General features: G+C 65.1%; 20 protein-coding genes. 8 read left to right on the top strand and 12 right to left on the bottom strand.

What is annotated here, in order from left to right; all coding sequences use genetic code 11:
- Positions 1-427 precede the first annotated feature (427 nt).
- Both PBN85_RS17915 and PBN85_RS17910 read right to left on the bottom strand, forming a co-directional pair.
- Positions 428-814, bottom strand: a complete 387-nt coding sequence (locus tag PBN85_RS17915) for a PIN domain-containing protein (RefSeq protein ID WP_125994373.1) — start codon at positions 812-814, stop codon at positions 428-430.
- Positions 811-1104: an AbrB/MazE/SpoVT family DNA-binding domain-containing protein gene (locus PBN85_RS17910; protein ID WP_271300940.1), complete on the bottom strand. Its 294-nt coding sequence runs from the start codon at positions 1102-1104 to the stop codon at positions 811-813. The genes PBN85_RS17915 and PBN85_RS17910 overlap by 4 nt, the downstream gene beginning before the upstream one ends.
- 233 nt (positions 1105-1337) lie before the next feature.
- Here PBN85_RS17910 and PBN85_RS17905 point away from each other — a divergent pair, with 233 nt between their 5' ends.
- Positions 1338-1934, top strand: a complete 597-nt coding sequence (locus PBN85_RS17905) for a recombinase family protein (RefSeq protein ID WP_271300939.1) — start codon at positions 1338-1340, stop codon at positions 1932-1934.
- 41 nt (positions 1935-1975) lie between these two features.
- Here the strand turns inward: PBN85_RS17905 and PBN85_RS17900 are convergent, their stop codons facing one another.
- The gene (locus tag PBN85_RS17900) at positions 1976-2311 is read right to left on the bottom strand and encodes a hypothetical protein (protein ID WP_271300938.1); all 336 of its coding nucleotides are present in this window, start codon (positions 2309-2311) and stop codon (positions 1976-1978) included.
- Positions 2312-2373: 62 nt separating this feature from the next.
- On the opposite strand from PBN85_RS17900, the gene PBN85_RS17895 reads away from it, so the two are divergent.
- Positions 2374-2556 (top strand): hypothetical protein, encoded by a 183-nt coding sequence (locus PBN85_RS17895; RefSeq protein WP_183930285.1) that lies wholly within the window; start codon positions 2374-2376, stop codon positions 2554-2556.
- 35 nt (positions 2557-2591) lie between these two features.
- Here PBN85_RS17895 and PBN85_RS17890 read toward each other — a convergent pair whose 3' ends face one another.
- The 7 genes from PBN85_RS17890 to PBN85_RS17860 all read right to left on the bottom strand — a co-directional run bounded on the left by PBN85_RS17890 (position 2592) and on the right by PBN85_RS17860 (position 10510).
- On the bottom strand, positions 2592-2834 hold the full coding sequence (locus PBN85_RS17890) for a hypothetical protein (protein ID WP_271300937.1): 243 nt from the start codon (positions 2832-2834) through the stop codon (positions 2592-2594).
- A 10-nt stretch (positions 2835-2844) separates the two neighbouring features.
- Positions 2845-3759: a cation diffusion facilitator family transporter gene (locus tag PBN85_RS17885; protein ID WP_271300936.1), complete on the bottom strand. Its 915-nt coding sequence runs from the start codon at positions 3757-3759 to the stop codon at positions 2845-2847.
- Positions 3760-3770: 11 nt separating this feature from the next.
- The gene (locus PBN85_RS17880) at positions 3771-6998 is read right to left on the bottom strand and encodes an efflux RND transporter permease subunit (protein WP_271300935.1); all 3228 of its coding nucleotides are present in this window, start codon (positions 6996-6998) and stop codon (positions 3771-3773) included.
- A 3-nt stretch (positions 6999-7001) separates the two neighbouring features.
- A complete protein-coding gene (locus PBN85_RS17875; protein WP_271300934.1) occupies positions 7002-8168 on the bottom strand; it encodes an efflux RND transporter periplasmic adaptor subunit in 1167 nt (388 codons plus the stop codon).
- Complete coding sequence (locus tag PBN85_RS17870) at positions 8165-9430, bottom strand: TolC family protein (RefSeq protein ID WP_271300933.1); 1266 nt, start codon at positions 9428-9430, stop codon at positions 8165-8167. Before PBN85_RS17870 ends, PBN85_RS17875 begins: the two co-directional genes overlap by 4 nt.
- 65 nt (positions 9431-9495) lie before the next feature.
- Complete coding sequence (locus PBN85_RS17865) at positions 9496-9861, bottom strand: hypothetical protein (RefSeq protein ID WP_271300932.1); 366 nt, start codon at positions 9859-9861, stop codon at positions 9496-9498.
- A complete protein-coding gene (locus PBN85_RS17860) occupies positions 9848-10510 on the bottom strand; it encodes a cation transporter (RefSeq protein WP_271300931.1) in 663 nt (220 codons plus the stop codon). Before PBN85_RS17860 ends, PBN85_RS17865 begins: the two co-directional genes overlap by 14 nt.
- Positions 10511-10581: 71 nt before the next feature.
- On the opposite strand from PBN85_RS17860, the gene PBN85_RS17855 reads away from it, so the two are divergent.
- Together PBN85_RS17855 and PBN85_RS17850 are read left to right on the top strand one after the other, a co-directional pair.
- A complete protein-coding gene (locus PBN85_RS17855; protein ID WP_271300930.1) occupies positions 10582-11022 on the top strand; it encodes a MerR family transcriptional regulator in 441 nt (146 codons plus the stop codon).
- Between the two features lie 459 nt (positions 11023-11481).
- A complete protein-coding gene (locus PBN85_RS17850) occupies positions 11482-12363 on the top strand; it encodes an AraC family transcriptional regulator (protein WP_271300929.1) in 882 nt (293 codons plus the stop codon).
- 116 nt (positions 12364-12479) lie between these two features.
- Here PBN85_RS17850 and PBN85_RS17845 read toward each other — a convergent pair whose 3' ends face one another.
- On the bottom strand, positions 12480-12881 hold the full coding sequence (locus PBN85_RS17845; RefSeq protein ID WP_152542196.1) for a MarR family winged helix-turn-helix transcriptional regulator: 402 nt from the start codon (positions 12879-12881) through the stop codon (positions 12480-12482).
- 64 nt (positions 12882-12945) lie between these two features.
- On the opposite strand from PBN85_RS17845, the gene PBN85_RS17840 reads away from it, so the two are divergent.
- The 4 genes from PBN85_RS17840 to PBN85_RS17825 all read left to right on the top strand — a co-directional run bounded on the left by PBN85_RS17840 (position 12946) and on the right by PBN85_RS17825 (position 18380).
- Positions 12946-14544, top strand: a complete 1599-nt coding sequence (locus tag PBN85_RS17840; protein WP_443026791.1) for a chloride channel protein — start codon at positions 12946-12948, stop codon at positions 14542-14544.
- Between the two features lie 258 nt (positions 14545-14802).
- Entirely contained in the window at positions 14803-16008 is a 1206-nt protein-coding gene (locus tag PBN85_RS17835) for an IS1182 family transposase (RefSeq protein ID WP_271300927.1), read from the top strand.
- A 250-nt stretch (positions 16009-16258) separates the two neighbouring features.
- A complete protein-coding gene (locus tag PBN85_RS17830; RefSeq protein ID WP_271300926.1) occupies positions 16259-16666 on the top strand; it encodes a CBS domain-containing protein in 408 nt (135 codons plus the stop codon).
- 139 nt (positions 16667-16805) lie between these two features.
- Positions 16806-18380, top strand: a complete 1575-nt coding sequence (locus tag PBN85_RS17825) for an MFS transporter (protein WP_443026790.1) — start codon at positions 16806-16808, stop codon at positions 18378-18380.
- 145 nt (positions 18381-18525) lie between these two features.
- Here PBN85_RS17825 and PBN85_RS17820 read toward each other — a convergent pair whose 3' ends face one another.
- Positions 18526-18747: a hypothetical protein gene (locus tag PBN85_RS17820; protein ID WP_152542197.1), complete on the bottom strand. Its 222-nt coding sequence runs from the start codon at positions 18745-18747 to the stop codon at positions 18526-18528.
- Positions 18748-18815: the final 68 nt, after the last annotated feature.

The raw sequence follows: 18815 nt of genomic DNA, 5'->3' as shown, positions 1-18815 counted from the left end.
TTTACGTTCCCAAAACACCATCGTTTGTGGGACGGACGCCAGCAGCGGACGGCAATGCGTCACTCCCGCCTCGCCGGCCGCTCATAAGGCGGAGACGAAATGCAGCTCTTCAACCCTCATTGGAGACTCTTCGGTGCCGTTTGATAGGGTGCCGTATGGTCTTCCTTGGCTAGGACCCCAGGCGGACAGAGGGGCTAATCGGGCCGAATTTTAGACGTTCCTTTTCGGCGCAAATCGGACCGGCCCAATTAGTAACGCGGAGGGTATGCCCGAAAACGACCAGCGGTCCGTTGGACTGCGGAATGTGCGGGGCGGGGGGGGCAAAGGTATAGACCGCCCGTTTCCGCCCGTTCGCATGGCCCACCGAACCCAGTGTCGTCGAAAGCACGAAGTCAGCGCTGAAGATTCAGGCGCACCATGGCTGTGGCTATCGGATGTGCTCGAGCTTCAAGTTCTTGACCTTCACCTTCTTCCACTCACGATCGGCAGTGAGAGCAGGGACGCCAAGCTGCACAGCGAGCGCGAGACAGGACCGATCGCCTAAGCCGCGGCCATATTGCCGCGTCTGTGCATGCAAGGCAGCGGCGGCATAGGCTGCGTCGCCATCGTGGGCACGAACGTCGAGACGAAGCTCGTCAAGCAGTTCACGGGTGGTCGCCTCGTCAAGGCCACTGAGCAGCAGTTCCTTGATGACCTCCTGGAGGTTGACCGCCGAAATTGCAGCGCGCCCGATATGGGGAGCGACCTTGTCGGCGCCGGGTTCATCTCGAACCAGCGCCAGAACCGCGGATGCGTCGAGGACGGCCGATGTCATTGTACGTCTTGATCCTCGCCGCCTGAAGCTGCCTCACCGAGATCAGCTGCCGTTTCCGCCTTCCGGTCATCCAGAAAGTCGTCTGTCGTGCGCGCGTGCTTGGCGTGTTCTCGATAGAGCGCCTGCGCACGCGATACACCATGCCCGATCGGAGACAGGCGTACTTGATCGTCCTCAATCGTCAGAATGACCTTCGCGTCACCGTGTAGGCCCATAGCCTTGCGCACCGATGCGGGAAGAACCATGCGGCCATTGCTAGCGACCCGGATATCTATGGTCTGCGTAGCCACCGTGGAATCCTCCGTTTTAAATGCTAAGCCTCATCATGCCACATCGGACGGAATGACACAACGATGCGAGAGGCAGCCTTGATTGGAATGCCAAGACATTGCCGTCAATGTGGGTATACCGTAATCGTACAAAGGCGTTGAGACAGTTTCGGTGTTCGATCAGGGTCACTTGCAGGCATATTGAACAGATGGTCGTTGTGGTCTAGAAGCTGATTGAACAAAAGGGGGGGGTGATGACGCTTTTTGGCTACGCCCGGGTATCGACCTCGGAGCAGGATCTCGATGTCCAAATTGCGGCATTGAGGGCCGCGGGCTGTCAGACGATCCGGTCAGAGAAGAAGTCGGGTAGTGAGCGCAGCTCGCGAACCGAACTGCAAATCTTGCTCGACTTTCTGCGTGAAGGCGACGCGCTGGTCGTCACGCGGATCGACCGGCTTGCCCGTTCGATGAAGGATTTGCAGGATATCGTACATGAATTGAAGGGCAGGGGGGTGGCGCTGAAGGCCACCGAGCAGCCCATCGATACCGGCACTGCGGCGGGCAAGGCCTTCCTCGACATGCTGGGCGTGTTTGCCGAGTTCGAGACAAACCTGCGTCGTGAGCGCCAGATGGAAGGTATTGCTGCAGCTAAAGCGCGCGGCGTCTATAAGGGTGGTAAGGCGCGGATTGACCCGGAAGCCGTGCGGGCGCTGGCAATGGACGGTATGAGGCCATCACACATCGCGCGGCAACTCGGTATCTCACGGGGCACCGTCTATCGGTTCCTTCCAGAATCTATCGTCGTGACCGAGACGATAAAAGCCGTGGGGGCAAAGCCACGCACTCGGTAGGTCCAACGATCGCCGACCATTGTGTGCGATCGACGGTCGATCTACGAGGCTGGCATGTCGCTCCGGGTTGTCCCGTTTTTTCGTTTTGCGCGCACAGCGGCGATCGTCGTCCTGGCGGTGATGATGCTGGTGAGGCTCGGCCCGCTGTGCGAGACGATGGCGATGGCCGCGACGCCGATCGCGTCGGCGACGATGGATTGTGCGGACACGCCAGGCCATGCGCCGACCAAGAAGATACCGCCCTCGGCCTGCGCCATGCCGTGCGCGGCAATGCCCGGCGAAACGATCGCGCAGATCGAACCGATACCGTTCGTGCCTCTCTCGCCTTGGGCAGTCGCCCATTCGGGCCTGCTCGGGCTGACCAGCGCACCGGCCACACCCCCTCCGCAGATCGCGTGACGTCGAACCTGACCTCACACGAATCTACACGGAGAATATCATGACCAAGTTCAAGCTCATCAGCGCCGCTTTCGCCCTCACGCTTTCGACCGGCGCGTTCGCCGCGGTCGCGAATTGCTGCGCCGACATGGCGTGCTGCAAGGACGGTGCTGATTGCTGCGATCATGGCGACAAGGCGAAGGGCGGCGACCATGCCGGCCATGCCATGCCGAACATGAAGTAAGCCGACGGGACGGGGGCGGGCGACCGCCCCCGTCTTCATTCCTCCCCGGTCGGATGCAGGATCGAGCGCGGCATCCGTGGCCCCCGCTTCACCGTCTCGCGCCACGGGCGCATCGTGGACGGCAGGGCGATGCGCAGCATCGCCGCCCGGCCGCGGATAGCATCCTGGGTCCGGCCCATCTCTCTCGCGATCACCGACACGGGCTGGCGGGAGGCCACGCGCCGGCGCAGCTCGGCGTCCGCCTCTAGCGTCCAGCGCGCGCCCTTTCGCCCGGTCATATCATCGCCCTCAAGGGTGCAGGTGGTGATTGTCCTCGCACGCTTCGGCCAGCGCCTCGGTCTGGATCGTGCAATGCTCGATGCCGAACCGGCGATCGAGCGTATCTGCGACCGCCTTCCTGACCGCATCGGCATCGGCGCCTTCGGCGAGGGTGACGTGCGCGGTGCAGGTGATGTCGTCCGACGACATCGACCAGACATGGAGGTCATGAACCCCGGCGACGCCGGGAAGCCCGGCAATCCCTGCCCGCAGCTCGGGCAGCTTGATCCCACCGGGGACGCCTTCCAGCAGCACGTTGGTGGTATCGCGGAGCAGCACCCAGGTCCGTGGCAACACCCATAGCCCGATGCCCACCGCGACGATCGGATCGACCCATGTCCACCCCGTGAAGCGGATCGCAAGCGCGCCCGCGATCACGCCGATCGAGCCGATCATGTCCGCCCATACCTCGAGGTAGGCGCCCTTGACGTTCATGCTGGCGTCCTTGCCCGACGTCAGCAGCTTCATGGATACGAGGTTCACCACGAGCCCGATCGCGGCGACGATCATCATGCCGGTCGACTGGACGGCTTCGGGCTGACGGAAGCGCTGGACGGCCTCCACCAACACGTAGATCGCGACCGCGAACAGCAGCAGTGCGTTGAAGGCCGCCGCGAGGATCTCGAACCTCTTGTAACCGAACGTCCGCTTGTCGTCGGCCGGCTTCTGGCCGAACCGGATCGCCAGCAGCGCGATCACCAGCGCGGCAACATCGGTCAGCATGTGCGCCGCGTCGGACAGCAGGGCGAGGCTGTTGAAGACGAACGCGCCGACGACTTCGGCGACGAGATAGGCGGTGGTCAGGGCCAGCGCCCACCCCAGCATCCTGGCGTTGGCCCCGGCGGTATGATCGTGGGCGTGTCCGCCCGCTGCATGGTCGTGCATCGTCTGGTCTTTCAATGTGCCGGAGCGGGGAGGGGGGGCAGTTCGAGATGGTCACTCGACGGTGCCGGCAGCGTGCGCGCGCCGAAGCGCGCGTAGAGCGTCGGCAGCACGAACAAGGTCAGCAGCGTCGCCGAAATCAGGCCACCAATGACGACGGTGGCGAGGGGTTTCTGCACCTCGGCGCCGGCACCGTGTCCCAGCGCCATCGGCACGAAGCCGAGCGATGCGACGAGCGCGGTCATCGCCACCGGCCTGAGCCTGGCAAGTGCCCCTTGGTGGACCGCTACAGCCCGATCCACGCCGGCGCGCATCAGGTCGTGGATGGAGGACACCATGACCAGCCCATTGAGGACGGCGATACCCGAAAGCGCGATGAAGCCGACGGCCGCGGAAATGGAGAACGGCATCCCACGCAGCACCAGCGCCAGCACGCCGCCCACCAGCGCCAGCGGTACTCCGGTGAATACGATCAGTGCATCGCGCACCGAACCGAGCGCTCCGTAGAGCAACAGCATGATGACGGCGAAGCAGATCGGCACGACGATCGCGAGCCGATCGCGCGCGGACGCCAAATTCTCGAACTGTCCGCCCCATTCGAGATAGGTGCCGGCAGGCAGTTTCACCTGGGCGTCGATCGCAGCGCGCGCGTCGGCGACGACGCCCGCCACGTCACGGTCGCGGACGTTTGCCTGCACGACGACACGCCGTTTGCCGTTCTCGCGGCTGATCTGGTTGGGACCATCGACCACAGCGATATCAGCGACCGTCGATAGCGGTACGAAACCGCCGCTGGCGGTCGGAACAGGCACCTGCGCGACAGCGGTCAAATTGGACCGCGCGCTTTCCGCCATCCGGATCACGACTGGAAAGCGTCGATCCCCCTCGAAGATGACGCCCGCCTGCCGGCCCCCGATCGCCGCGGCAACGGTGTCCTGCACGTCACCGGCCGTCACCCCGACCCGCGACATGGCGGTGCGGTTCGGACGGATATCGAGCATCGGCAGCCCCTCGGTCTGCTCGACGCGCACGTCTGCCGCGCCGCGCGTTTTGCGCAGGATGCTCGCGATCCGATCGGCGGTCGCGTTCATCTCGCCGAAGTCGTCGCCGAACACCTTGATCGCGATGTCGCCGCGCACGCCCGCGATCAGCTCGTTGAACCGCATCTGGATGGGCTGGGTGATCTCGTAAGCATTGCCCGGCAGGGTGGAGAGACGCTTTTCCAGTCGCTCGACCAGCGCCTCCTTCGACAGGCCGGGGTCCGGCCATTCCTTCTTGGGTTTCAGGATGACGAAGGTGTCGGTCGCGTTCGCCGGCATCGGATCGGAGGCGATCTCCGACGTGCCGGTGCGCGAGAAAGCGAACCGAACCTCCGGCGCCTTGGCGAGCGCCTTTTCGACCTTGAACTGCATCGCCTGGCTTTGGTCGACCGACGTGCCGGGGATGCGGACGGCCTGCACGAGGACGTTGCCTTCATCGAGCTGGGGCAGGAACTCTTGGCCCAGGGTGGTGAAGGCGACGCCGGCGAGCGCCAGCGCGCCGATCGCGACGCCGATCGTCAGGCTCGGACGGCGCATGGCCGCGTCGAGGCCCGGTTCGTAGCGTTGCCGCAGAAACGCCACGACGCGGCTTTCCTTCTCTTCCACCCGCTTGCTGAGCCAGATGGCGATGGCCGCGGGCACGAAGGTCAGCGACAGGATGAAGGCGAAGACGAGCGCGATGATGACGGTCAGCGCCATCGGCTCGAACATCTTGCCCTCGACGCCGGTGAAGGTGAGGAGCGGCGCATAGACGAGGATGATGATCGCCTGCCCGTAGACCGACGGGCGGATCATCTCGCGGGCGGACGCGGCGACTAGGCCGAGCCGCTGTTGCATCGTCAGCTCGCCCTCGCGACCGTGTTGGGCCTCGGCAAGGCGGCGTAGCGCATTCTCGACGATGATGACGGCACCGTCGACGATCAGGCCGAAATCGAGCGCGCCGAGACTCATCAGGTTCGCCGACACGCCGGCTTCCAACATGCCGATGCTGGTGAGCAGCATCGTGATGGGGATGACGAGCGCGGCGATCAGCGCCGCCCGGAAATTGCCGAGCAGCGCGAACAGGACGACGATGACCAGCACCGCGCCTTCGGCAAGGTTCCGCGCGACCGTGGCGATGGTCGAGTTGACCAGCTCGGTCCGGTTCATGACCGGCTTCACCACCACGTCGACCGGCAGCGAACGGCCGATCTGCGTCAGCCGCTCGGCCACGCCCGTTGATACGGTGCGGCTGTTCTCGCCGATCCGCATGACCGCGGTCCCGACCACGACCTCATGCCCGTTCTCGGATGCCGAACCCATACGCAGCGCCTGACCGGTGCGAACGGTCGCGATTTGGTTGAGCAGGATCGGCACGCCCTCGCGGGTGGCGACGACGGTTCGGGCCAGCTCGTCGGCATTGCGCACGCGGCCGTCCGAGCGGACGGCAAGCCCTTCGCCGTTGCGGTTGACGACGCCAGCGCCGGCACTGGTGTTGTTGCGGTCGAGTGCCGTCGTCAAATCCTGCAGCGTGAGGCGCATCGCGGCCATCCGCTGCACGTCGGGAACGACGAGATATTCCTTGGTGTAGCCTCCGAGGGAGTCGACGCCGGCAAGCCCCGCCGCGCTCTTGAGCTGTGGCGTGACGATCCAGTCCTGCACGGTGCGCAGGTAGGTCGCCTTGTCCGCCGCGCTGACGAGGTGATCCCCTTCGGGCGTGATGTAGCTGCCGTCGCGTTGCAGCCCGGGTTCGCCGTTGCGATGATGGACCTGATCGAGTTCACGATATTCGACCGTCCACATGAAGATATCGCCGAGCCCGGTCGCGATCGGTCCCATCTCCGGGTTCACGCCTTGCGGCAGGTCTTCCTCGGCGGTGCGCAGCCGCTCCGCGACCTGCGCCCGCGCAAAGTAGATGTCGGTCTTCTCGGTGAAGACGGCGGTGATCTGCGCGAAGCCGTTACGGCTGAGCGAACGGGTATATTCGAGGCCAGGGATGCCGGCGAGCGCCGTCTCGACGGTGAAGGCGACCTGCTTCTCGATCTGGTCGGGGGAAAGGGCAGGGGCGACGACGTTGATCTGCACCTGGTTGTTGGTGATGTCGGGAACGGCGTCGATCGGGAGCTGGCGCAGCGCGCCGATCCCGAGCAACGCCGCGGCGATCGTGAGGAGCAGGACAAGCCAGCGCTTCTCAACGGACAGGGTGACGATGCGACCGATCATGGCTCAGTCCTCGTCCTCGGCCGCGCCCTTGCCGAGTTCGGCCTTGAGCGTGAAGCTGTTGGTGGACGCGATCCGCTCCGGGCCGGTCAGACCTGACGTCACCACGACCTGACCGCCGTTGGTCCGGCCGAGTGTCACCGGGGTCGCGCGGAAGCCGGTCGCGGTGCGAACGAAGACGAACGGCTTGTCCTCGATCATCTGCACCGCGGCCGATGGCACGGCGACGGTGCGATCGCCGCTGGCGGGCACGAGGATCGACACGTTGACCGTCTCGCCGACCCGCCACGTGCTGCCGGCATTGTCGAGCGTCGCGATCACCGGCACCAGTCGGGTGGTTTCGTCGAGCACGGGCGAGACGAACGTCACGCGTCCCTCTTGGCGACGGCCGGACGCCGTCACCTCGACGCGCGCACCCGGCTTCACCCGACCCGCATCGTTCGGCACCAGCGACGTCGTGACGGTGACCTTGGAGAGATTGGCGATCCGGAACAGTTCGGCGTCGGCCGCGACCGTCTGGCCGAGCGTGGCGGAGCGCGCGATGACCTGGCCGCCGATCGGCGAGCGCACCGCGATGCGGTTGAGCGCACCGCCCCCGCTACCGGTCGCCGACAATTGCTGCTGCGCGAGACGCAGCGCGATGCCGGCTTCCGTGGCGGCCGTGCGCGCGGCGACGAGATCCTGTTCGGGCGATACGCGCTCCGCGAACAGGCGTTGTTCGCGGCGCAGGTTCGATTGAGCGAGGGCGCTACGCGCACGGGCGGCTTCCACCTCCGCCTTGAGCGAGGCCGCCTCCCGGCTCTCGATGATCGCGAGCGGATCGCCGCGCCCGACCGACTGGCCGAGGTTGCGGGTCAGCGAGACGAGCCGTCCTCCGACCGCTGCCGACACCACCTGGACGCCCTGCGGGTCGCCCTCGATCGTCGCCGACAGCTCGATCGCGCCTGCCTCGCCGCCCACGGTCGGCCGCGTGACCTCGATGCCGGCGTCCGCGATCTGCTGGGCGGACAGGGTAACGATATCCTTGGGGGCTTCCTTGCCCTCGGCACCTTCGGCCGCCTCTGTCTTCTCGGCGCCGGCATTGCCGCCCGCCTCGCTACCGCCCCTACCGCACCCGGCCAGGAGGATCGCCAGTGTCACGGGCGCGAGCGCCCGCACGAAGTTCTTCTTCATCGGTCGTTTTCCTCGAGCGAGGGCGCCGCGGCAACGAGCCGTTCCAGGCGTGCCTTGGCGTCATGATAGGTGGCGAGCGCGTCGATCGCGGCGGTGCGCGTTTCGGACAGGGTGCGTTCGGCATCGAGAAGGTCGAGCTGCCCGAACTTGCCCTCGCGGTAGCCGATCCGCGCGATCCGCGCGGCCTCGGTTGCCGATGCGAGTGCCGGTCCGCTGGCGTTGCGGGCGGACGTGGCCGCATTCGCCACCTCGACCTGGGCGCGGGCGATGTCCTGCGCGGTGTCCAGCTCGGCCGCACGCCGGAGCGCCTGTGCCTGATCGCTCTGCGCGCGGGCCTGCGTCACGCTCGCGCGACCGTTGTTGAAGAGGGGGATCGGGATCGACACGCCGAACACCGCGGCGACGTCGTTCGTCGCTTCGAGATGCCGCGCGCTAGCGCTGAGCGTCACGTCGGGAATGCGCTGCGATCGGGCAAGCCTGACCTGGGCGTCGGCGGTGGTTGCATCGGCGCGCGCTGCGGCGAGCGCAAGCGTGCCGGCCGGTGCGATCGGCCGCGCCGGCCCATAGCCCTCGACACGATCATACCATGCCATGTCGAGGACGCCGGTGACGGGCTGCCCGATCCGGCGCGCCAGATTGTCGCGGGCGACGTCGGCGAGCCGCTGCGTGCGTTCCACGGCGGTCTCGGCGTTGATGCGCAGCACGTCGGCTCGCTGCTGTTCGAGCGGCGAGGCACGCCCGGCCTGCACGCGAACCCCCGCTGCGCGCAATGCCTCGCGCGCGATGCCGGCTTGCTCGCGTGCGGTCGCAAGGCGGCGCTCGGCCGCCGTCGCCTCGATGTAGAGCTGGGTGACGGCGAGACGCAGATCGGCCTCGGCAAGGGCCGATCCGATCCGGGCGCGATTGCCGATCGCGTCGGCGACGGCGATCCGCGCCGAACGCTTGCCCCCCAGCTCAATCGGGAACGCCAGCCCTGCCGTCGTCTCGGCGCTGCGCACACCGCGGTACTGGCCGCTGCCGGCGATATTCTCGGTTTCGGCGACGATGGACGGGTTGGGACGATAGCCGGCAACGGTGCGACCGGCCTCGGCCGCGCGCACGCCTGCTGTCGCTGCTTCGAGCGTCGGCGCGGCTGCGCCGGCAAGCGCCAGCGCGCGCACGAGCGTGAGCGGGGGACTGGTCGATGCCGGCTCGGATGATTGCGCGTGCGCGATCGACGCGCACGACGCCACGGCCAAAAGGGCCGCGATAAAACGCTGCATGGGTAACGGACTCCTGACGAACGCTGGATTCCGCGCGGGCGTGCCCGGCGGAGCTTAGACGTCGCTCAGGCTTGGGGTGGTCGCAGCGCCGGGTCCGACGGCGCGCGCGCCATCGGACCCTTGTCCCATGCCGACAAGGCTACGCGCAGTCCGGTGACGGACGCCACGGGATCGGGCGCCATCGGAACGCCGATATCGTGGCCGTGGCATCCACCATGATGATGCGGATAACCCTTCTGGCTATCGGCCGGCACTTGATCGCCATCGCCATCGGCATGGCCAATCGCGGTGCCCACGGAAACCTCGACGCCCGGACCCTCGGCCGCATGCGCGACCGATCCGAACCCGAGCGACAGCACGAGCATCAGACAGAGGAAGAGGGCCGACAAACGGTGCATCGTTCCTGCCCGTAGCAGTTTACCGGCTGCCATGTAATGATCCCTGGTAATCGAGGGGCGCGGAAGACGGGAAGGACCGCACCTCGGCACGGGCCTGCCGCATGATCTGGATGCCGCCCGACAATCCCAGCGCCGCCATCAGCGCCGCGACGACAAGATCGGGCCACGCGCTGTTCAGGCCGAACACGCCGCCTGCCGCCAGAACGACGGCGATGTTGCCGATCGCGTCGTTGCGCGAGCAGATCCAGACCGATCGCATGTTCGCATCGCCCTCACGGAAACGGTAGAGCATGACCGCCACGACGAGGTTCGCGATCAGCGCGGCGATGCCGACGATCCCCATCACCTCGGCGTGGGGCGCGGCGCCGTGAACGGCCACCCAGCCCGCAGCGGCGAGAACATAGAGGCCGAGCAGCGCGAGGGTCGCCCCCTTCAACATGGCCGCACGGGCGCGCCACGCTATTGCCATTCCCGCGACGCCGAGGCTGATCGCGTAATTCGCGGTGTCGCCGAAGAAGTCGAGCGCGTCGGCTTGGAGCGCCGTCGATCCGCCGGTGATGCCGGCGACGATCTCGACGCCGAACATGGCGCCGTTGATCGCGAGCGCGATCCACAGCGCGCGCCGCCATTTGGGGTCGTTGAAAGTGCCCGCCTTGTCGAACGCGCAGCTCGTGCAGGCCATGTTTCCACCACCTCGATAGAGTCGATCCGGCAGCCTATATGCACCCTCTAGTCACTAGAGGGTCAAGCGCCATGTCCGGCCACCTGACGATCGGAAAACTGGCCGGGGCGACCGGCACGAAGGTCGAGACGATCCGCTATTACGAGCAGATCGGCCTGCTGCCGGCGCCAGCGCGGTCGGCCTCGAACTACCGGACCTATGACGCCGCGCATCTCCGCCGCCTATCGTTCATCCGGCGCGCGCGCGATCTCGGCTTCTCGATCGACCAGGTGCGGGAGTTGATGGGGCTTGCCGACCGGCGCGACCAGTCCTGCATGGCTGTCGACGTCATAGCCAACCAGCACCGCGATGCGATCACCCGCAAGATTGCCGACCTGACGGCGTTAGCTGGAGAACTGGATGCGCTGATCGATTCCTGTAGCCGCAACACCGTCGCCGACTGCCGGATCATTGAAGCATTGGCTCCAAGCGGCTCGGCCGACGCCAATGCAATAGCGGTACTCGATGGGTAGGTGCTCTATGGTCCTCCATGGATTGATAAACCGCCATAAAACGCACCAAAAATGTTCTGTTATTTTTTAAGTCTGTCTTCAAGAAAAACGGACCGGCATTTCGAGGTACTTCAAGGGTATACCCAAAAGGCACCGATATTGGGTCGGCCAAGGCAGCAGTCTGCGGGAGGGGCTGGCAGGGGAGGGGTCGTCAGTTGGACCTCTCCGCGAAGACCTATCGTGGCCATCCTGCCTTTCCCGAAACTCCATGTCCGTAGGGCAATTTCGGGAAAATGGTTTTGGGAACGGATTTTGGGAAAGCGCCGCACCTGAGACGAAAGGAAGCTCGCCGATCGACGCTCGCCAATCTCTTGCCCTTCCTTTGCGGGAAGGCTCATCGGGCTGTGCTAGAACCGCAAGATCGGTCGAGCGCATGATATCCGTGAGCGCCTAGCTGGCGTCGCCACGGAGGATAGGACGATGAAGGCGGCGCTTCCCCACTACCATGCCCGGATGCAGCGGGTGCTAGATCACATCGACCGGCACTTGGATTGCGACTTGGACCTGGACGTGGTGAGCGGGGTCGCGGCCTTTTCGAAATACCATTTCCACCGGCAGTTCGCGGCGACCTTCGGGCTGTCCGTGCATCGCTATATCCAGCTCGCCCGCATGAAGCGGGCATCCTACCGGCTGGCATACCGGGTCGCGCAGAGCGTCACCGACATAGCTATGGATGCAGGTTACGACGCCCCGGATGCCTTTGCCCGCGCCTTTCGGCAACGGTTCGGGCAATCCCCGTCGTCGTTCAGGAAAACTCCTGATTGGGAGCCGTGGCTTGCAGCCTTCGGGCCTCTCGACAACGCGAGGAGCAAGCTCATGCAGAATACCTATACCCCTGACGACGTGACGATCCGTGACGTGGCCCCGACGCCGGTGGCAATCATGGAGCATCGCGGCGACCCGGCGACGATCGGCGCGACCATCCAGCGGTTGATCGCTTGGCGCAAAGCGACTGGGCTGTCGCCGAAGGTCAGCCCGACCTTCAACGTCTTCCACTCCGATCCGCGCACGACGCCTCCGGCCGAATACCGCATGGACCTGTGTGTCGGCACCGACCGCCCCATCGAGGCGAACGGCGAGCGGATCGAGGCCGGCACCATTCCAGGCGGACGCTGTGCGGTGCTGCGCGTCGTTGGCAACACCGACAATCTGGAGCTTGCCGCCCTGTATCTCTACCGCGATTGGCTACCGGCCAGCGGAGAGGAAGCGCGGGACTTCCCGCTCTACTGCGAGCGCGTCACCTTCTTCCCGGAGGTGCCGGAACATGAAGCAACCGCGGACCTGTTCCTGCCGCTGAAGTAGGTTGGTGCAGGGGGCGGCATGGCTCCGTAGCGAAGAGGCCGCCCTTTCCAAAAATTCGATCCATCTGAGAATGTCCCGACGGTTTCCGTTGCTCCTCTTCCGACCGCGCCATACGATCACAAGTCTGAGAGTATATTCAGCAGCAACGGACGCAGGCGACGAAGTTCGCCACGATGAGTAAGCGCAAGCGCGGCGATCTTGTTCGCCCCGGCCGGGGTCAAAACCACGGTCACGCTCCGGCGATCGGTCGTGCCCGCCGTTCTCCGTACCAAGTCGAGTTTTTCCAATCGATCGATGAGACCGGAGGCGCTGTGCGGACGTAGTCGGAGTTGATCTGCAAGCTCACCTACCGGCAGTGCCAGATCGGGTGATGCGCGCAGCGCCAAGAGAGCCTGATGCTGCTGCGCGGTGATGCCGGCCGCTACGGCCGCATCTTCGCTGAAGGATAGGAACGTGCGCAATTGCCGTCGAAACCCGGCGAGAGCGCGATAGTCCTTGTCGCTGATCGGATCGTCCATGGCCTCGATCATGGCACGAAAACGACCGATTGAGAAATATCGTAGCGCGATATAGTTGCCGGTAATGAGCTTTCATCCATCTCCCCCGCTCCGTCTCGCCGATCACACCGCCGACCGCCGCATGCTGATGCTCGCCGGTCTGGCACTCGTCGTCGGCAGCGGTGGCGCTGCCGCCGCTTGGCTGCTGTTGAAGCTGATCGCGCTGGCGACCAACCTTGCCTGGTACGACCACGCCTCGTTCGCGCCGGTGTCGATCGTGCCTGCCGCGCACGGCGTGCGCACGCTGCTCGTCCCGGTGGCAGGCAGCATGGTGATCGGACTGATGGCGCGGTTCGGATCGGAGAAGATCTGCGGCCACGGCATTCCCGAGGCCATCGAGGCGATCCTGTTCGGGCAGAGCCGGCTGTCGCCCAAGGTTGCGGTGCTCAAGCCGGTGTCGGCGGCCGTCTCGATCGGATCGGGCGGTCCGTTCGGCGCAGAGGGGCCGATCATCATGACCGGTGGCGCTATCGGCTCGCTGCTGGCGCAATGCTTTCATCTGAGCGCCGCTGAGCGCAAGACCCTGCTGGTGGCGGGCGCCGCGGCGGGGATGACCGCCATTTTCGGCACACCGGTCGCGGCCATGCTGCTCGCGATCGAAGTGCTGCTCTTCGAATGGAAGCCGCGTAGTTTCGTGCCGGTGACGGTCGCCGCGCTGGCCGCGATCGCGTGGCGCCCGTTGATGATCGGCAGCGGGCCGATGTTCCCGCTCGTCGCGCCGATGATGATCGATGCGACGACGCTGGTCGGTGCGGCAGCTCTGGGCGTCGTGGTCGGCGTTCTAGCCTCGTCGCTGTCATCGGCGCTGTACCGGATCGAGGACGGTTTCCATCGCCTGCCGGTCCATTGGATGTGGTGGCCGGCACTGGGTGCACTCGTCGTCGGGATCGGCGGGCTGATCGATCCGCGCGTCCTCGGCGCAGGATATGACAACATCCAAGCGCTGCTCGACGGATCGATGGTGGCGCGCGCGATCGTGCTGCTGCTGGTCGTCAAGGCGATAGTCTGGGTGGTCGCGCTGGGTTCGGGCACGTCCGGCGGCATCCTCGCGCCTTTATTGATGCTAGGCGCGGCGGTCGGCGCGCTGGCAGGGCACTGGCTGCCGGGCGGTGTCGGTCTGTACGCGATGGCGGGCATGGCGGCGATGATGAGCGCCTCGATGCGCGCGCCGCTGACCGCAGCCGTCTTCGCGGTCGAGCTGACGGGGCGCCTCGACGCGCTGCCGGTAGCGGCAGCGGCGAGCGTGGCGGGCTATGCGATCGCGGTGCTGGTGCTCCGCCGGTCGATCCAGACCGTCCGAAAACATGACTACGATGCTGGTGATATGGGGGGGCTAAAAACCCCATCAGGGATTAGTGGTTTTGCTCGCCGATCGCCGCGCCATCGACATGGCAACTGCGCTTGCCAACTGGGCGATCAACACCCCGAAAATGACTTTTCGTATCGCTGGGGCTCCGGGAGACGAGGTTCCAGTAACGAAAAGCTCGTAAGCCAACAGCAAACCGACCATGATGGTGCAGCCGATGTTGATCCAGAAAGCGGTTTTATATGCAGGACCGAACTTCATTGCTCACCTCTCGGGCGCAGGTTTGATACGGCTCGAACGAAAGAGCAATCCGCCTGATTCCTTTGCCTGAGGACAGCGGATATACCGTGCCTATGGCATATATCGAAGGTCATGCTCGGGACCAGGCGCTGCTCCTGCCGGCGTCGGTCGAGGACTATGTGGGAGCGGACAATCCGGTGCGGTTTATCGACGCCTTCGTCGACGATCTCGATCTGGGCGGTGCCGGTTTTCTGCGGGCGCAACCAAAGGCGACGGGACGGCCGGGTTACGATCCAGCCGACATGCTCAAGCTGTACCTATACGGCTATCAACCGGGTGCGGTCGAGCCGGCGTCTGGCAGCGGAAGCGATACGCAATCTCGAGCTGATCTGGCTGCTGCGCGGGGTGCGGCCGGACTTTCGGACCATCGCCGATTTCCGCCGCGAAAACCGGGCCGCGTTCAAGGCGGTGTTCCGCGAGTTCGTGGTGCTGTGCCGCAAGCTCGACCTGTTCGGGCGCGAGCTGCTGGCGGTGGACGGCACGCGGCTGAAGGCGGTGAACAGCCGGGCGCGCAACTTCAGCCGGGAGCGGCTGGCGACGTATCTCGCGTCGGCCGACGCGCGACTGGAGCGATACCTGGCCGAGCTCGACCAGATCGACCGCGGTGAAGATGGTGCCGGCACCGGCCGTACCGACGCGCTGGGGACGAAGATCGCCAGACTACGTGAGCAGCGTCAGGCAAGCGTCGCGCTGCTCGGCCAAATTGAAGAGAGCGCCGAAGGGCAGATTTCGCTCACCGATCCCGATGCGCGCGCGATGGTCGCTCACGGCAAGGTCACCATCGGCTACAACGCGCAGGTGGCAGTCGATGCCAAACACAGCCTGATCGTCGAGCAGCATGTCACCAACGCCTGCAACGACATGGGCCTGCTGGCATCCACCGCCCGCGCGGCGATGGAAGTGCTCGACGTCGAGCGTATCGATGCCGTGGCGGACATGGGCTACCACAAGGGCGAGGACATCGAGGCCTGCGAAGCCGCCGGCATCACGCCGTACATTCCGCGCCCGCACCGGGGCGTCAACGTCAGCAACGGCCTCTTCCCCAAGGAGCGGTTTCGCTACGATCCGGCAGCAGATGCCTATCACTGCCCCGGTGGGCAGGTGCTCGACACCCGCTACAGCTCGGTGACGCGCGGGCATGTCACGATCCAGTATTCCAATCCTGCCGCCTGCGCCGGGTGCCAGATGAAGGCGCTGTGTACCAAGGGGCGCTGGCGACGCGTCAACCGCTGGGAGAAGGAAGAGATCATCGAGCGCATGGCCGAGCGCCTCGCAAAGCGACCAGACCTCCTCGTCGTCCGGCGTTCCACCGTCGAACACCCGTTCGGCACGATAAAACAATCGATGAACCAAGGGGCGTTCCTGATGCGCGGTCTGGAGAAGGTCCGTGCCGAGTTCAGCCTGACGGCACTCGCCTACAATATCAGGCGGGCCATCACCCTCATCGGCGTGCCGGGGATGATTCGGGCGGTGCAGGCCTGATCCGCGCCGCCAGCTCCGCCCTCACGACGCCGGATATGGCCTCACAGTAGCCCATTTCACCCCATCGGAGCGCAAAAGCTGAAAAGCCCGCCCCCTTCAGACACCTCTCGGCCGGTGAACGTCCAGACCATAATCACAGGCGAGTTTTCGGACGGTCTGGATCCTGACTGAGAAGATCGCCCGACGTGGCCGTCACCTTAGCCAAGAATATACCGTCGATCCGCTGAGCCTCGTCCGGGTTGGAGAGATCATGACACGTGATCCCGATACGCTGCTCGCCACCATGTCGGTGGCGGACGCTGCCGTGTTTTTCGGAGATGCCCCGCATCGCTCCTATCCGGTCGTAGATGGCGATGGACGGCCGGTCGGTCTCGTATCGCGCGCCGATGCGTTACGTTGGATGGACTCGCCGCCCGACGCGGGGGCGCCCCTTGGGGATATGATATCGGATGGCTCCCTCTCCACCGTTCCGCCGACCCTGCCGGTCGATCGCGTCGCCGAACTGATGCTGGCCGAGGACATCGGCCGGGTGCCGGTGGTGGATGACGGCGGCATGCTCGTTGGTCTGATTGCCCGCCGTGATCTGCTGCTTGCGCGAACTGGCCGGCACAGCGACGAGCGCGACCGGATGCGGTTTACCGGTCGAAAAGCGCAGTGAACGCGCTATCCGAACCATCAGCACGCCTCTGTCCGGTTTTGCCAAGGTATGAAAAGACGCCGCATGACGCGGCAGGCCGATGACGACACGTCATCTGATGGCGGTCAATTTGAGGGGGTTATGGGGCACTATGCAGGCGATGAGAAGTACGCTGTCAGACCGGCAGGCGGTGTGGGCCTTCGTGCTGGGCTGCATCGCCGTGACCTTTGGCGTGTGCGCGCACCTGCCCATGTTCGCGATGGCGCGGTCGATGCACTATCGCCTCGCCGGCATGCCGATGGACAGCATGATGCTGTTCGGCATGGCGCTGATCGTGCTGGGGACGCTGACGGCCGCCTATGGCCTGCTACCTCGCAACGTAGCGGCCCAGCGTACCGCGGCGGCAGACATCATCGTCGCACCGCCGGAGGATGCGGCGTTGGGACTGGCGCATTGGGGGCTGATGGCGGTGCTGGTCATCGCACTTATTATCGACGTGATGAAGCCCGCCTCGCTCGGCTTCACTGTCCCGGGCATGGTCAGCGAATATGGCGTGCCGAAAAAGACCGTCTCGCTGGTCCCGTTCTTCGCGCTGGCCGGCACGGTTGTCGGATCGGTGCTCTGGGGCTGGATCGCCGACCTTTACGGCCGCAAGGCGTCGATCCTGTTATCGGCGGTGATGTTCGTCGGCACGTCGATTTGCGGCGCGATGCCGAGTCTGGCCTGGAATATCGCGATGTGCTTCATGATGGGCGCTGCGGCCGGTGGGATGCTGCCGGTGACCTATGCCCTGCTCGCCGAGATGATGCCGAGCCGGCATCGGGGTTGGAGCCTCGTCCTCGTCGGCGGACTGGGGGCGGTCGGCGGCTATTTCGCGGCTAGCGGCATGTCGGCGGTGGTGCAACCGATCTTCGGCTGGCGGATCCTGTGGCTGGCGAACCTGCCGACCGGGCTGACCTTGGTGGTTCTTGGCGCTTTCATCCCCGAATCCGCCAAGTTCCTGCTGGCGCGTGGCCGGACGAGCGAGGCGGAAGCGGTGATGCGGCGTTTCGGCGCGAAGGCGCAGCGGGCGGGTCCGGCACAACATGCGCAAAAGGGCGTGTCGCATGCGCTGACCGGGATCGGGCTGTACGGTCAATTGGCAGCGCTCAGCCTGTGCGCCCTGTCATGGGGCCTTATCAACTTCGGCGTGCTGCTCTGGCTGCCGGCCGACTTGGTCGCAAAGGGCTATTCGGTCGGCGTGTCCAGCCGATTGCTCGCCGAGAGCGCGCTGATCGCATTCCCGACGGTCTTTGTCGCCGCGCTGCTGTACAGTCGGTGGAGTACGAAGGGGGCGCTTCTGGCGATGACGGCCATCACGCTGGCCGGACTGCTACTGGTCCTGCGCTTGGAACTCGCTGGGATCGGCAGTCCGGTCCTGCCGGTAGCGCTGCTGATCGTCGGGACGAATGGTATCATTGCGATCGTCCTGCCGTATGTCGCGGAAAGCTTTCCGCTCCGGGTGCGTGCCCGTGCGACGGGCTGGGTTGCCGCTTGCACGAAGGGGGGCGGACTGCTGGCGCAGGGTCTGACGATCGGCGGCATAACTTTGTCGATGGGACGCTCGTCGCTGCTGGTCATGGTGCCGACCGCGCTTTCACTCGTGCTTGTGGCCGTGTTCGGGCGTGAAACGCGCGGGCGCGACCTTCGTGAGCTCGACGCGACCAATGGCCCTTCCATTTTCGTCGAGCGGTAGAAACTGCCTGGCGCATCCAGTCAAATCGCTTTGGGTGATAAGCTGACCAGCGCTGTCAGTTGGCTTTGATCGTTCCCGAAACTCGATCCAGACCGTCCGAAAACATGACTACGATGCTGGTGATATGGGGGGGCTAAAAACCCCATCAGGGATTAGTGGTTTTGCTCGCCGATCGCCGCGCCATCGACATGGCAACTGCGCTTGCCAACTGGGCGATCAACACCCCGAAAATGACTTTTCGTATCGCTGGGGCTCCGGGAGACGAGGTTCCAGTAACGAAAAGCTCGTAAGCCAACAGCAAACCGACCATGATGGTGCAGCCGATGTTGATCCAGAAAGCGGTTTTATATGCAGGACCGAACTTCATTGCTCACCTCTCGGGCGCAGGTTTGATACGGCTCGAACGAAAGAGCAATCCGCCTGATTCCTTTGCCT

The sequence above is a fragment of the Sphingomonas sp. CV7422 genome (assembly GCF_027945725.1).
Lineage (GTDB): Bacteria > Pseudomonadota > Alphaproteobacteria > Sphingomonadales > Sphingomonadaceae > Sphingomonas > Sphingomonas kyungheensis.
Note: the sequence above shows the minus strand (reverse complement) of the source record. Positions and strands in the feature narration are given on the sequence as shown.